Below are 13,989 nucleotides of genomic sequence, written 5' to 3'. Positions count from 1 at the left end.
GCGACCTCGGCTAGGCACGGCCCAGGAGGGTTAACAGCGACTCGTCCAGAACCCATACCGAGCATCTGGAAGACGCCAGGAGAGACACCCGTCCAGACCCCGGCCGGGCCAGCTGACGGCCGCCCCAGAGGGTCGGCGGCCAGTCCCGGAGGCCGGCGTCCAGGCCGAGTGTCTAGGGCGGGGGTGGGGCGGGGGTCAGGACAGGACCGTGAGCTCGGAGGCGAGCCACCTGCCGTCCTTGTTGACCATCGTCAGCTTGATGCGCAGCGGCTCGGGAAGGCGCTGCTGCTTGTCGGTCTTGGTCGCCGACGAGCGGTTGGCGTAGACGAGCGCCACGACCCTGTCGGGGGTCGCGCTCACGACGCCGACCTTCATCACGGTCGTGTTGGAGACGGCCTGCTGCTGGATGGCGACGGTCTTGAGCTGCTGGGCGAGCTTGTCGTACTGGATGTGCAGCTTGCCCGTGGTGGTGGCGGACGCGGCCTTCAGGTCGGTGTCCAGCGTCTGGTAGTCGTACGAGGACAGCTTCTGGGCCGCGCGGGACGCCGCGAAGGACGCCTCCTTGGACGCCTGCTCGGTCGCGTTCTGCTCGCGGACCTTCAACGCCAGCGCCGTGGTGCCCGCCGCGAGCGCGACCGCCAGGACGACCAGGACGGCGATGACGGTCGACCTGCCGCCCAGCCGGGACCGGCCCGCCGGCTCGTCGTCCTCGTCCTCGTCCTCGTCCGCCTCCGCGTCCTCGGCGTCCTCGGCGTCCTCGCCGGTCGCCTGGGCGGGCTTCTTGAGGTTCAGCCGCTTGGTCCGGGTGGGCTTGGCGGGCTTGGCGGGCTTCGCGTCCTCGGCGTTCTCCTCGGCCTCGGCGTCTTCCTCGGCTTCGGCGACTTCTTCGTCCTCGGCGAGCTTGGTGCTCTTCGCAGCCTTGGTCGTCTTCTTGGCCGCCTTGGTGGCCGTGGCCGTCTTGGCCGTCTTGGCCGCCTTTGAGGGCTCGGCGTCGGACCCGGTCGCGTCCTCTTCGGGCTTCACGTCCTCAGCGACGGTCTCGGCGTCCGTCTCGGCCGTTGACTCGCCCCCTGCGGCGTCGGCGCCATCGGACGTGACTTCGGACCCTTTCCGGCCACGACGGGGCTTCCTGGGGGATTTGAGGGCCTTGGGCGAGCCTTCTGGGACGTCCCCCTCGGGGGTCTCAGGCTCCTCGTCCGCCGCGTCCCCTTCGGCGGCGACCGCCTCCTCGGCGGCGGCCGCCTCGTCCGCGGCGATCTGGGCGAGGCGCGCGGCCTCCCGGGCCTTCGCGGCGGCCTCCTCCGCCAGGCGCGCCGCCTCGGCGGCCTCCTCGGCCCGGGCCGCTCGATCCGCCTTGATCGTCACGGGACCACCTCCAGTCCGGACACGAGCCAGCGGCCGTCGACCCGTGTGAGGTCCATCTGGTACCGGTAGCCCTGCGGCGTACCGTTCTGCACCTTTTCATTGGTGACGGTCCCGGTGAGGGACACCATCACCTCGGCGGAGTCGCCGTCGATGGAGACCAGCGCGGCGTCCACGTCGCTGACCGTCGACTTGGCCTTGGCCTTGCTGATCTGCTGCATGAAGGCGCTCGACTGGCTGCCCAGCTTGTTCTTGAGGTCGCCGGTGGTGCCGCTCACGATGCGGTCCAGGTCGCGCTGGGCGGTGGCGGCGTCGAGCGACATCAGGTTGACGCCCATCTGGCGCGCCGACTGGATCGCCTTGGCCTTCTGGTCGGCCTCGCCCTTGTTCCTGAGGGAGACCACGCCGAGCCAGCCGGACGCGATGGCGAGCCCCACCACGGCGACGCTCAGGACGATCGCGGTGATCAGGGGGAGACGGCGCCTCATCGTGCCCGCCTCACTGGCTCAGCGGTCCGAGCAGGAGCCACTTCCACGAGGATTCCTCTCCCAACTGGCGTGTACCGGCGCTGCGCGGCATGACGTATCGCTTGCCATCGGGGCCGTAGACCGCACCCGTCGATGGATCGTATCCAGCGAATTCGACCGAACCGGCCGGATATGAGAGGTACAGGTTCCCGTCCGCGAGCTGGCCCGTCGGGGCGGCCGCGGCCTTCGCCTTGGTCTTGCCGGAGCCCTTGGCGTCCGTCTTGCCGCCGCCGCCGCCGTCGCCGTCGCCGTCGTCGCGGGTGCCGTACGCGCCCCCCTCGGGGAACCCGGCGCCGGTGGTGGCGCCCGCGGGGACCTGCGGGAACGGCGCGATGGCGTCGCGCGGGAAGTTGCGGGCGCCGCGCACGGCCGTGGGCGCGTCGTGGGGCGCGGTGCAGCCGACGTCCAGGCGCGGCTTCTTCTTCGAGGTGTCCTGCGGCCAGCGGTGCTTGACCTTCTCGTAGCCCTTGGTGCAGGCGGGCGGCGCGTCGATGTTCAGGTCCAGGCCCAGGTGCTGGGTCCCGTCGCCGGGCGTGACGGTGAACGCGCCCGCGACCGTGACCGGGTAGAGGATGAACAGCGACCGCAGGCCGGCCTTGCGGGACGCGATGACCTGGCCGGTGGTGGTGAGGTTGGCCAGCAGGACGGGCAGCGTCGGCGCGAGCTGGTTGATGGCCTTGTGGGTCTCGTCCACCGCGCCCGGAGCGTTGTCGATGGTCTTGCGCAGCGCCGGGTCGTCGTTGCGGAGCGAGGTGGTCAGCGCGTTCAGGTTGCGGGCGAAGCCCTGGATGTTGGCGGCCTGGCCGCGCTGGGTGTCCAGGACGGTCACGCTGTTGTTCAGCAGCCGCTCGGTGTCGGGGTAGGCCTCGTTCGCGGTCTTCAGCAGCCGGTCGGTGTCGTCCAGGATCGACTGGAGGTCCGAGGCGGAGCCGGAGAACGCCTTGTCCAGCTCGTCCACGATGACGCCGAGGTCCTTGGTGTTCACCGAGCCGACGAGGGAGTCGACGTTGCGCAGCAGCTCGGCGGTGGACACCGGCAGCGTGGTGCGGCTCCGCGGGATGGTGTACGGGTCGCCCTGGTCCATGAAGGGCCCGGACTTCGTGGTGGGCTCCAGGTCGACGTACTGCTCGCCGACCGCCGACCGGTTCGCCACGACGGCCTTGGTGCCCTCGCGCGGGATCCGCTTGCCGCGCTCCAGCAGCAGCTTGACGCGGATGCCGTCCTTGGTGAGCTCGATGGGGCCGACGCGCCCGACCGGGACGCCCCGGTAGGTGACCTCGGCGTTGGTGAACACGCCGCCGGAGTCGGTGAGGTCGACGTAGGCGACGTACTGCTTGCCGAGCAGGTCGCGGCCGATGCCGATGTAGTTGACCGAGACGATCGCCACGCCGACGACGGTGATGACCGCGAAGGCGATGAGCTGGACGATGACGCCGCGCTTGAGGATCACGAGAGGCCCCCCGTCATCAGGGTCCGCAGACCGCCGTCACCGGGGTCCGGGGCGAGCGCGCCCGGGCGTCCCTGGCCGTTCGTGCCGGCGGTCTTCCCTGGGGTCTGTGTGGTGCCGCCGGGAAGGCCGGGCAGCCCGCCCTGGCTCCCGCCGCCCGGCGTCTGCGGCAGGACGCCCAGCGGGGAGTCCGGCAGCGTCACGTTCGGGACCTGGAGCATGCCGCGCATCTGCTTGCCGCTGCCGAGCAGCCCTTCCAGGTCGGTGCCGCCGAGCAGGTTCCGCGCGATGGACTCGAAGTCCAGGTCGACGGTGAGCCGCACGTTGCCGTAGTCGCCCGCGATGACGTTCTCGAACGTGGCGGGGAACGGGAAGGTGATCAGCGTTTCCAGCGACTTCGGCAGGTCGGAGCCGGCCTTGTTGAGGTTGCGCAGGATCGTGTCGAGGTCCCGCAGGTTGGCCAGCATGTCGGCCTTGGAGTTGTTGATCACGTAGGTGGTGGTGCGGCTGAGCTTGTTCAGCGCGACCAGCATCTTGGTGAGGTCGGCGCGGTTCCGGTTGAGGACGGCGATCGCGGGGCCGGTCTTGTCGATGGTGTCCTGGATCGTCTTGCGCTCGTCGGACAGCTTGCCGGTCAGCCGGTCGATGCTGTCCAGCGCCCGGGTGATCGCGGCGCGGTTCTGGTCCAGCGTCCCGGCGAAGGTGTTCACCCGCTGCAGCACCGACTTGATCGTGGACTCCCGGCCGCCCATCGCGGCCTGCAGCTCGTGGCTGATCGTGGAGACCTGCTCCAGGCCGCCGCCGTTCAGCAGCAGCGACATCGCCGACAGCACCTCCTCGATCTCGGTGCCGCGGGACGTGCGGTTCAGCGGGATCAGGTCGTCGTCGGAGAGCTCGCCGACCGGCGCCTCGTTCTTCGGCGGTTCGAGCTGGACGAACTTCTCGCCGAGCAGGCTGGTCTGGCTGACGGTGGCGATGGCGTTGTCGGGGAGCCTGACGTCGCCGCGGAACTTGACCGTGACGACGGCGTGCCAGCCGCCCTGCCCCGCCTGTCCGCCCTGGCCGCCCGCCAGCTCGATCTTCTCGACCTTGCCCACCGACACGTCGTTGACCTTGACCGCCGACTGCGGGACGAGGTCCAGCACGTTCGCGAACTCGATCTTCACGGTGCGCGGGTGCGAGCCGAGGTCGGGCCCGCCGGGCAGCGGCAGCGACTCCACGCCGTTGAACGAGCAGCCCGACAGGGCCGTCACGCCCGCGAGCGCGGCGGCGCCGAGCAGCCGCGCCCTGCCGACCGGCGCCCGGCCGACCGGCGCCCTCCTGATCGACCGCGTGCTCATCGGCCACCTCCAGGCAGCAGCGCCGTGATGTCCGTTGGCTTGTTCGTGGTGCTCGTCTTGCCGGACTTGCTGGGCCTGCCCTGCGGACCGTAGGCGTCCGGCGGGACGGGAACCGGGTCGTAGTGCGTGGTCAGCGCGGTGATCCAGGACAGGTCGAGGCTGAACCCGGTCAGCGCCTTGCCGATCCCGTTGTAGGGCGTGACGAAGTCGAGGCACTCCTTGGCGGGCGTTCCCACCGAGTAGGCCAGCGAGCAGATCCAGTCGGCCAGGTTGTGGAACTGGCGGAAGTTGTCGCGGGTGTGGATCGTGCCGCTGATCGGGTCGTAGGCGCGGGCCAGGTTGTTGACGGCGAGCGGGCCGGTGGTGAGGATCTCGGTGAGCGCGCCCTTCTCCTTCACCAGCACGCCGGTGATCTGCGCGAGCTGCCGGACGTTGGCGGCCAGCTCGGTGCGGTTGCCCTTGACGAACCGCTGCACGTTCTTCAGCGTCGGGGCCAGGGTGTTGAGCGCCGCGCTCAGCTCCTCCTTCTCCCCCGCGAGCTGCCCGGAGACGCCGTTGAGGTGCCCGGAGAACGACTTGATCTGCTGGTCGTTGGCCTTCATCGCGTCGGTGATGATCCGCAGGTTCCTGATCGTCGCGGCCACGTCGCCGCGGTCGGTGCTCAGCGTGCTGAGCGCCTTGGACGCGTCGGCGATCGTCTGCCGGATGTCCTCGCCCTGCCCGTCCAGGTTCGCCGCGCCCACCTGGAGCAGCCGCGACAGCGAGCCCGGCTCGCCGTTCGCGCCGGGCGCGTTCGCGCCCTGCGGGCCGAGCGCCCTGGACAGCTCGTTGAGGTTCCCGCCGACCTCGTCGACCTCGACCGGCACCGCCGTGCGGTTGGTGCCGAGCGTCGCCCCGTCGGCCAGGACGGCGCCGCCCTTGTAGACGGGGGTGATCTGGACGTAGCGGTCGGCGACGAGGGTCTGGTTGACGATCACGGCCTGCGCGCCCGCGGGGACCTTGTACTTGGCCTCGTACCGCAGCTCGACCTTCACCGCGTCGCCGACGGGCTCGACGCTGGTGACCTCGCCGACGGGGATGCCGAGGATGCGGACGTCCGCGCCCTTGTACAGGCCGACCGCCTTGCTGAAGTACGCCGTCATGTGGCGCTGCTTCGGCTCCTGGAGGACCAGCAGGAGCACGGCGGCCAGCACCGCGACGGCGAGGATCGCGCCGCCCAGGCGGAGGATGCTCGTGGAGTTACGCACTGGTGACCTGCCTGCTCACGGGAGGAAGGGCAAAGGGTTGTCGCCGTTGCCGGTCTTGCCGGTGCCGGGCGACCCGCCGCCCGGACGGGCGCCCTGCTTGTTCGTCGTCGCGCCGCCGCCGCCGGACGGGGGGTTCTGGATCGAGGCGGGGATCGGGAGCAGGTTCTGGATCCACGAGTCGAACCAGCGGCCGGTGCCCGTCACGTCGGAGAACTGCCGGGCGAACGGCGCGAACAACTGGAGGATCCGGTCCAGGTTGTCCTGGTTCCTCAGCAGGATCCGGTTGACCTCGGCCAGGTTGTCCAGCATCGGGCGCAGCTGCTTGTCGTTCTCGCTGATCAGCGCGTTCACCTGCTGCGACAGGGTCACGGTGTTGATCAGAAGCTGGTGGATGACCTCGCGCCTGGCCTGCACCGCCTGGAGCACCTTGTCGCCGTCCTGGAGGAGCTTGGCGAAGTCCTGGTTGCGGTCGGCGAGCAGCTTGGAGACGTCCTTGGCCTTGCCGGCCAGCTCGTGCAGCTCGTCGTCGCGGGACGCGACCGTGTTGGACAGCCGGCGCAGCCCCTGAAGGGACGCCCTGACCTCCTCCGGGGAGTTCTTGAAGGTGTCCGACAGGACGTCGAACGACTTGGCGACCTGCTGCACGTCGATCGCGCCGACGCGCTGGCTCAGCTCGCTGATCGCGGGGACGACCTCGAACGGGGTGTGGGTCCGCTCGATCGGGACGTTGCGGCCGAGCCGGCCGCGCCCGCGGGGGGTGAGCGCGAGGTAGTGCGCGCCGAGCACCGTCTTGATCTTGATGTCGGCCTCGGTGCGGTCGCCGAGCCGCACGCCGTCGTCGACCCGGAAGGTGACCTTGACGTGGTCGCCGTCCAGCTCCAGCCCGGTGACCTTGCCGACCTTGACGCCCGCGATGCGGACCTCCTCGCCGGACCGCAGCCCGGCCGCCTCCCGGAACGAGGCGGTGTGGGTCTTGCCGCCGGAGATGACCGGGATGTTCTCCAGGTTCATCGCCAGCACCACCAGCACGATGATGATCGCGAACGCGGAGAGCCCGATGGGGACCGGGTTGCGTTCCCGGAACGGGATCCTCATCTACTTGCACCTCGCGTTCTCGTTCACGATCGCCGGCGTCTGGTAGACCGGTCCGCCCGGCAGCCGCACCCGCGCGTCGAGGCCGCAGATGTACATGTTGAACCAGGAGCCGTAGGAGGAGATGTTCACCAGCCCCTCCAGCCTCTTCGGCGTCCGCTTCAGGCCCGCGTCGAGCTCCTTGCCGTTGGCGTCGAACGTGGCGGTGAGCTTGCGCAGCCCGGCGATGTCGTCGCGGATGTCCGGGCGCGCGTCGGCGAGCAGGTCCTGCGTGGTGCCGGTCAGATCGTTGATCGCCGCGACCGAGTCGAAGATCGCCCTGCGGTCCCCCGAGACGCCGCCGACGAACCCGCGCAGGTCCGTGATCAGCTGGTTGACCTCGGTGTGCCGCTCGTCGATGGTGCCGAGCACGGTGTTCAGGTTGTCGATCACCTGGCCGATGACCTTGTCCCGGTCGGCGAGCGTGTTGGTCAGCGACGCCACGTGCGCGAGCAGGCTGTTGATCGTCCCGCCCTCGCCCTGGAGGACCTGGATGATCTGCATGGCGAGCGTGTTGACGTCCTTGGGCTCCAGCGCGCGGAACAGCGGCCGGAACCCGTTGAACAGGGTCGTCAGGTCGAGCGCGGGCGTGGTCTGCGCGACCGGGATCGTCCCGCCGGGCCTGAGGTAGTCGTTGGCCTCCCCGGCGCCGTCCGTCAGCGCCAGGTACCGCTGGCCCATCAGGTTGCGGTACCGGATCTGCGCCTGCGTGGACGTGGGCAGCCCCGCCTTGAAGACGCTCTCCTTCTGGAGGCTGAACGTCACCTCGGCCTTGTCGCCCCGGTACAGCTCGATGTGCTCGATCTGGCCGACCCGGACGCCGGCGACGCGCACGTCGTCGTTGTCGAGCAGGCCCGTCACGTCCGTGAAGATCGCCTTGTAGGTGCTCGTCTCCCGGAACCGCATGTTGGAGATCGTCATCGCCAGCACGCCGGTGGCCAGCGAGGTGACGACCACGAAGATCCCCAGCTTGATCGCCGCGCTGGTCGTCCTCACTTGACCGTCACCACCGATCCGTCGCCCAGCAGCGGCCCGAACATCAGCGCCGCGACGTCGGACAGCTGGTCCGCGCGGGTCCGCGTCACCGGGCCGAGCACGTTCTTGATCTTGTCCTTCTCGCTCATCGAGCCCGGGTCCACGAAGACGTTCGACAGGGCCCGGCCGCGGCTGCCGCCGGCGTTCGGGTCGTCGGGGTTCCTCCACCACAGGTCGTCCTGCGTGCCGTCCAGCGCGAGGTAGGTCGGGGACGGGACCTTCGGGTTCGGCAGGCCGTAGCAGCGCGGGTTCCGCTGGTCCTTGGCCTCCGGCTTGTCCAGCGGGTGCTTGTAGCCCGGCACGGGCTTGACGATCTCGACCGTCAGGTTGAAGGTCTTGGACCCGTTGCCGCCGGCCACCCGCTGCGACTCCGGCTTGAGCTTCATCAGCCCGGCGAACACGCACGGCAGCGACGGCGAGTAGCGGGCGATCAGGTCCAGCCCGTCCCGGTTCGCGATGTTGAAGCCGATGATCTTCGGGGCGTTCTGCCGCATGAACACGTCGCCGTCCTGGGCCAGCGCGGTCGTCGCCGGGATCAGCTGCTCGATCGTGGCCTTCCTGTCGGTGATCGTCCGGCTGGTGACGTTGAGGTTGCGGAGCGTCTGCAGCAGGTCGGGGGCGGCGGCGCTGTAGAGGTCGGAGACGTCCGCCAGGGCGTTCAGGTCGTGCACCAGGGTGCCGAGCTGCGGGTTGACCTTCCGCAGCAGCTCGTCGGCCTCCTCCAGGTTCCGGCCGATCTGGTCGCCGCGGCCCTGCAGCGCCGTCGCGAGGGCGTTGAGCGTCGCGTTCAGCTCCGCCGGCTTCACCGCCTGGAGCAGCGGGAGCAGGTCGTTCAGCACCTTGTCGATCTCGACGGCCGCCTGGGAGCGGTCCTGCTGGATCACCTGGCCCGAGCGCAGCCCGGCGGGGCCCGCCTGCGCCGGGATCGCCAGGTCCACGTACTTCTCGCCGAACAGCGTCTTCGGCAGCAGCCGCGCCTGGACGTTCCGCGGGATCAGCTTCGCCTTGCCCGGGTCCAGCGCCAGGTGGAGCGTCGCCCCGCGCACGTCGGCGTCGGTGCTGCGCACCTCCCCGACGATGAGGCCGCGGACCTTCACGTCCGAGTGCGGCAGCAGTTGCAGCCCCGCCCGCTCGCTCCGCACCTTCACGTCGAGCGTCGGCGTGAACGCCTTGTTGTACAGCGCCACGGTCAGCGCCAGCAGCAGGACGATCACGATGATCATCGAGATGCCGAGCACCCGGAAGCGCAGCCGCTCGCTCATGGCTTCGCCACCTCCCGTGGGGGGACGACCCCCTGCACCCCCCGCATCGCTCCGCTCATGCCGGTCACCCCGCGATCCGGACGCTGGTGGTGGTGCCCCAGATCGCCATGCCGAGCATCAGGTCGACCACGTTGATCACCACGATGCTGGTGCGCACCGCGCGGCCCACCGCCACGCCGACGCCCGCCGGGCCGCCGGAGGCGTGGTAGCCGTAGTAGCAGTGGATCAGCATCACCAGCACCGCGAAGACGATGACCTTTCCGAACGACCACAAGATGTCGTACGGCGGTAGGAACAGATGGAAATAGTGGTCGTAGGTGCCGGTCGACTGGCCGTAGAACATCGTCACGATCACCCGGGTCGCGCCGTAGGAGGCGAGCAGGCCCACGATGTACAGCGGGATGACCGCGATCATCCCGGCGAGCATCCGGGTGGTGACGAGGAACGGCATCGACGGGACGGCCATGACCTCCAGCGCGTCGATCTCGTCGGAGATCCGCATCGCGCCGAGCTGGGCGGTGAACCCGCAGCCGACCGTCGCCGACAGCGCGAGCGCCGACACCAGCGGCGCGATCTCGCGGGTGTTGAAGTAGGACGCGACGAACCCGGTGAACGCGGCCGTGCCGATCTGGTTCAGCGACTCGTAGCCCTGCAGGCCGACCTGGCTGCCGGTGAAGAACGTCATGAATCCGACGATCACCACCGAGCCGCCGATCACCGCGAGGCCGCCGGTGCCGAGGCTCACCTCGGCCAGCAGCCGCAGCACCTCCGTGCGGTACCGGCGCAGCACCCGGAACACCCACGCGAACGCGCGGGCGTAGAACGACATCTGGTGGCCGAAGTCGTCCAGCCGGTCGAGCGGCGCGCTCACCACCCGCCGGGCGGCCTTGCCCGTCCTGCCAGGGGCGGTCATCTACATCCCCTTCGACGGGACGAACTGGAAGTACAGCGTGGAGATCAGGAAGTTCTCCAGGAAGAGCAGCATGAACGTGATGACGACGGTCTGGTTGACCGCGTCGCCCACGCCCTTCGGCCCGCCCTTGGCGTTCAGCCCCTTGTACGCGGCGACCAGGCCCGCGGTGATGCCGAAGACGAAGGCCTTGAACTCGGCCTGCAGCAGGTCGGGCAGTTGCGCGATGGCGTTGAAGGAGGCCAGGTAGGCGCCGGGGGTGCCGCCCTGCAGCATCACGTTGAAGAAGTAGCCGCCCAGCAGGCCGACCACCGAGACCAGCCCGTTGAGGAACAGCGCGACGAACGCGCAGGCGAGCATCCTCGGCACCACCAGGCGGTGCAGGGGGTTGATGCCCAGCACCTCCATGGCGTCGATCTCCTCGCGGATCTTCCGGGAGCCGATGTCGGCGCACATCGCCGACCCGGCGGCGCCCGCGACCAGCAGCGAGGTGACCAGCGGGCTGGCCTCCCGGACGATCGCGACCACCGCGGTCGCGCCGGTGTAGGACTGCGCGCCGAGCTGCCGGATCAGCCCGCCGACCTGGAGGGACAGCACGCCGCCGAAGGGGATGGCGACCAGCATCGTGGGGACGACGGTGACGCTGACGATGAACCAGGCCTGCTGGATGAACTCGCGCCACTGGAACGGCCACTGGAACATCGCGCGGCCGGTGTCCAGGCACAGGGCGAAGAACCGTCCCGGCTCCCTGATCGCGACGTTGGCCGCGCCGTCCCCGATCTTGCGGAACGTCGCCGAAGAGCCCCTGCCCTTCCCTGCCCCTCGCTGGTCCGCGCCGATACCAGGAGTGGACATCAGTAGCCCGCACCCGCCCCCGGTCGGCCGGGCGGCGGGTTGCCGGGGAACTGGCCGCCGGGACCGCCGGGCGGCGGACCGGCGGGCGGCAGGCCGCCGGGCGCCCCGTGCGCGCCGCCCGCGGGAGTGCCGACGGGCGTCATCGACGCCACGTACCGGGGCCACTCCTCCACCCAGTTGCGGCCGAGGTCGTCGACGAACGAGCCGGGCGGCGGCGTGACGCCGTGCGCCGCGCACCACGCGCCGGGCGCGTGCATGCCGGAGCGGATCAGCCCGTTGCTCGGCATCTGCTGCGGCGGGATCGGCGGCAGCTTGCCCGGGTCGTGGCCCATCTTCGCCTCGGCCTCCAACTCGGACTCGTCCTTCTCCTCGGACATGCCGATCGGGCCGATCTTGCTGGCGTTGAGGAACTGCCGGACCACCGGCTCCTCGCTGGACAGCAGCATCTCCCGCGGCCCGAACATCGCCAGGTGCCGCTGGTACAGCAGGCCGATGTTGTCCGGGAGGGTGCGGGCGGTGTTGATGTCGTGGGTGACGATCAGGAACGTCGCGCCGATCTGCGCGTTGAGGTCGATGAACACCTGGTTGAGGAACGCGGTGCGGACCGGGTCGAGGCCGGAGTCCGGCTCGTCCACCAGAAGGATCTCGGGGTCCAGGACGAGCGCGCGCGCCAGGCCCGCGCGCTTCTTCATCCCGCCGGAGATCTCGCCCGGCAATTTGTGCTCGGCGCCGAGAAGACCGACCAGGTCCATCTTCTCCATGACGATGCGCTTGATCTCGGACTCGGACTTCCTGGTGTGCTCGCGGAGCGGGAACGCGATGTTGTCGAACAGGTTCATGGAGCCGAACAGGGCCCCGTCCTGGAACAGGACGCCGAACAGCTTGCGGGTCTCGTAGAGCTTCGACTCGGGCAGGTACGGCAGGTCCCGGTCGCCGATCCAGATGTGCCCGCGGTCGGGCTTGAGCAGCCCCACGAGGGACTTCAGGAAGACCGACTTTCCGGTACCGGACGGACCCAGGAGAACGGAGATCTCACCTGCGGGAATGGTCAGCGACACGTCCTGCCAGATCACCTGGCGGCCGAAGGACTTCGTCAGGCCCTCGACTCTGATCTCGACGCCCACTCGTCACCTTTCGTCCAGGCCGGGGGAATCCCGAACCAATGAGCGAGTAGCACTCAGGCTCTTTCTGTCGTCACATCGCGTTCTGTCTCCACGCCGCGTTCTGTCGTCACACCGCGTGTCCGCCGCATTACTACCGTCCGGTAGCTGTGACGGGTGCCACCACCGTAGCGGCCCTCCGTCCAAATGGAAGGGGTTCCCACCCAGATCAGCGGCTAAATGCGACGTCGTAAGACAATCGTTACTTACGACGCCTATGAGACTAGTGGTCCAAGAACCGGAGCCTCAAGACCGGGGGTGCCGGGGAGGGCCGCGACCGTGCGGCCCGCCGCACTGCGGAGACGCGGGCGGCCGGGTGTGGCCGCAGCGCCTGACGGGACGCTACGCCGGGGGCGGGAGACCGCACAACCCGCCGGGGCACACGCTTTCCCGCAGGTGTTTGTCACCTCAGCACAGAAAACGGACCTTCTCGGCACCACCACTCCGCACCCCACGACAAGACCGCTCACCGGCGGCGGACCGGCCAAACAGAAGGAGGCGGTCACCCCCGATCGGGGTGACCGCCTCCTGGAGAGCGGTGGAGCCGCGCGGGCTCCGGAGCTCTGGAGCGTCGTTACTTGACGGTGACCGAGGCGCCGGCCTTCTCCAGGGCCTCCTTGGCCTTGTCGGCCGTCTCCTTGTTGACCTTCTCCAGCAGCGGCTTCGGCGCGCCGTCGACCAGGTCCTTGGCCTCCTTGAGGCCGAGGCTCGTCAGGGCGCGCACCTCCTTGATGACCTGGATCTTCTTGTCGCCGGCACCCTCGAGGATGACGTCGAACTCGTCCTGCGCCGGGGCCTCCTCGGCGCCGCCGACCGCGCCGCCCTGGCCCGGGACGACGGCCGCGACGGGGGCGGCGGCCTTGACGTCGAAGACCTCTTCGAACTGCTTCACGAAGTCGGAGAGCTCGAGAAGGGTCATTTCCTTGAAGGCGTCGAGCAGGTCGTCGGTGCTGAGCTTCGCCATGATGATTCCTCCGCTATGGCTAGTGTTCTGGGGTGGTACGGAACCGCGGGTTGCCTACTCGGCGGACGCCTCGGCGGCGGGTGCCTCGGCGGTCTCGCCCTCGGCCTCGCGCTTGGCGCGCAGCGCCTCGGCGAGCTGGGCGGCCTGCGTCGGCAGAGCGTTGAACAGCGCGGCGGCGTTCGCCATCGAGCCCTTCATCGCACCGGCCAGCTTCGCGAGGAGCACCTCGCGCGACTCAAGGTCCGCCAGCTTGGTGATCTCGGCCGCGTCCATCGACTGACCGTCGATGAAGCCGCCCTTGATCACCAGCATCGGGTTCGCCTTGGCGAAGTCGCGCAGGCCCTTGGCCGCCACGACCACGTCGCCGCGGACGAACGCGATGGCCGACGGGCCTTCGAGCAGGTCACGGAACTGCTCGTCGACACCGGCCTCGTTCGCGGCGCGCTTGGTCAGCGTGTTCTTCACCACGCGGAACCGCGCGGTCTCGCCGAGGTTGTCGCGCAGCTCCTTGACCTGCGCGACGGAAAGCCCGCGGTACTCGGTCAGCACGGCGCCGTTGGAGCTCTCGAACTCGTTCTTGAGCTCGGCGATCGCCGCGTCCTTGTGGGCCTTGGCCATAGCCCTCCTTCCGATTACCTGGGTGGTCCGATCCGCGCCGCGGTCCGCGAACGGACTGGGGCGCCGATCCACCAAAAAACGCCCCGGCGCAGGCGCACGGGGCGTCCAGGCAAGGCACGGAGGCCATGCGG

The 13,989-nt window shown here is 69.6% G+C and carries 13 protein-coding genes; all 13 read right to left on the bottom strand.

Annotation, left to right across the window (positions count from 1 at the left end; translation table 11 throughout):
• Window positions 1–195: 195 nt before the first annotated feature.
• Window positions 196–1,365, bottom strand: coding sequence for an Rv1363c family protein (locus ACQEU6_RS33835; protein WP_499337372.1), 1,170 nt, complete (start codon window positions 1,363–1,365; stop codon window positions 196–198).
• Window positions 1,362–1,850, bottom strand: a complete 489-nt coding sequence (locus ACQEU6_RS33830) for an Rv1363c family protein (RefSeq protein ID WP_499337371.1) — start codon at window positions 1,848–1,850, stop codon at window positions 1,362–1,364. The genes ACQEU6_RS33835 and ACQEU6_RS33830 overlap by 4 nt, the downstream gene beginning before the upstream one ends.
• A 10-nt stretch (window positions 1,851–1,860) precedes the next feature.
• Window positions 1,861–3,339, bottom strand: a complete 1,479-nt coding sequence (locus ACQEU6_RS33825; RefSeq protein WP_499337370.1) for an MCE family protein — start codon at window positions 3,337–3,339, stop codon at window positions 1,861–1,863.
• Window positions 3,336–4,676, bottom strand: coding sequence for an MCE family protein (locus tag ACQEU6_RS33820; protein ID WP_499337369.1), 1,341 nt, complete (start codon window positions 4,674–4,676; stop codon window positions 3,336–3,338). The genes ACQEU6_RS33825 and ACQEU6_RS33820 overlap by 4 nt, the downstream gene beginning before the upstream one ends.
• Window positions 4,673–5,923, bottom strand: a complete 1,251-nt coding sequence (locus ACQEU6_RS33815; RefSeq protein WP_499337367.1) for an MCE family protein — start codon at window positions 5,921–5,923, stop codon at window positions 4,673–4,675. Before ACQEU6_RS33815 ends, ACQEU6_RS33820 begins: the two co-directional genes overlap by 4 nt.
• 15 nt (window positions 5,924–5,938) lie before the next feature.
• Window positions 5,939–7,018 carry an MCE family protein gene (locus ACQEU6_RS33810; protein WP_499337366.1) on the bottom strand — a complete coding sequence of 360 codons (1,080 nt, stop codon included), beginning with the start codon at window positions 7,016–7,018 and terminating at the stop codon, window positions 5,939–5,941.
• Window positions 7,019–8,050: an MCE family protein gene (locus ACQEU6_RS33805; RefSeq protein WP_499337364.1), complete on the bottom strand. Its 1,032-nt coding sequence runs from the start codon at window positions 8,048–8,050 to the stop codon at window positions 7,019–7,021. It abuts the gene before it with no gap.
• The gene (locus ACQEU6_RS33800) at window positions 8,047–9,351 is read right to left on the bottom strand and encodes an MCE family protein (protein WP_499337362.1); all 1,305 of its coding nucleotides are present in this window, start codon (window positions 9,349–9,351) and stop codon (window positions 8,047–8,049) included. Before ACQEU6_RS33800 ends, ACQEU6_RS33805 begins: the two co-directional genes overlap by 4 nt.
• A gap of 64 nt (window positions 9,352–9,415) precedes the next feature.
• The gene (locus ACQEU6_RS33795; protein ID WP_499337360.1) at window positions 9,416–10,264 is read right to left on the bottom strand and encodes an MlaE family ABC transporter permease; all 849 of its coding nucleotides are present in this window, start codon (window positions 10,262–10,264) and stop codon (window positions 9,416–9,418) included.
• The gene (locus ACQEU6_RS33790) at window positions 10,265–11,116 is read right to left on the bottom strand and encodes an MlaE family ABC transporter permease (RefSeq protein ID WP_499337358.1); all 852 of its coding nucleotides are present in this window, start codon (window positions 11,114–11,116) and stop codon (window positions 10,265–10,267) included. It abuts the gene before it with no gap.
• Complete coding sequence (locus ACQEU6_RS33785) at window positions 11,116–12,240, bottom strand: ABC transporter ATP-binding protein (protein WP_499337356.1); 1,125 nt, start codon at window positions 12,238–12,240, stop codon at window positions 11,116–11,118. The genes ACQEU6_RS33790 and ACQEU6_RS33785 overlap by 1 nt, the downstream gene beginning before the upstream one ends.
• Window positions 12,241–12,850: 610 nt before the next feature.
• Entirely contained in the window at window positions 12,851–13,240 is a 390-nt protein-coding gene (gene rplL / locus ACQEU6_RS33780; protein WP_499337354.1) for a 50S ribosomal protein L7/L12, read from the bottom strand.
• A gap of 54 nt (window positions 13,241–13,294) precedes the next feature.
• The gene (rplJ, locus tag ACQEU6_RS33775; protein ID WP_499337352.1) at window positions 13,295–13,858 is read right to left on the bottom strand and encodes a 50S ribosomal protein L10; all 564 of its coding nucleotides are present in this window, start codon (window positions 13,856–13,858) and stop codon (window positions 13,295–13,297) included.
• Window positions 13,859–13,989: the final 131 nt, after the last annotated feature.

Source organism: Spirillospora sp. CA-108201 (assembly GCF_050936235.1).
In the GTDB taxonomy this organism is placed as follows: Bacteria; Actinomycetota; Actinomycetes; order Streptosporangiales; family Streptosporangiaceae; genus Spirillospora.
This window is presented reverse-complemented; position numbering and strand designations above follow the sequence as displayed.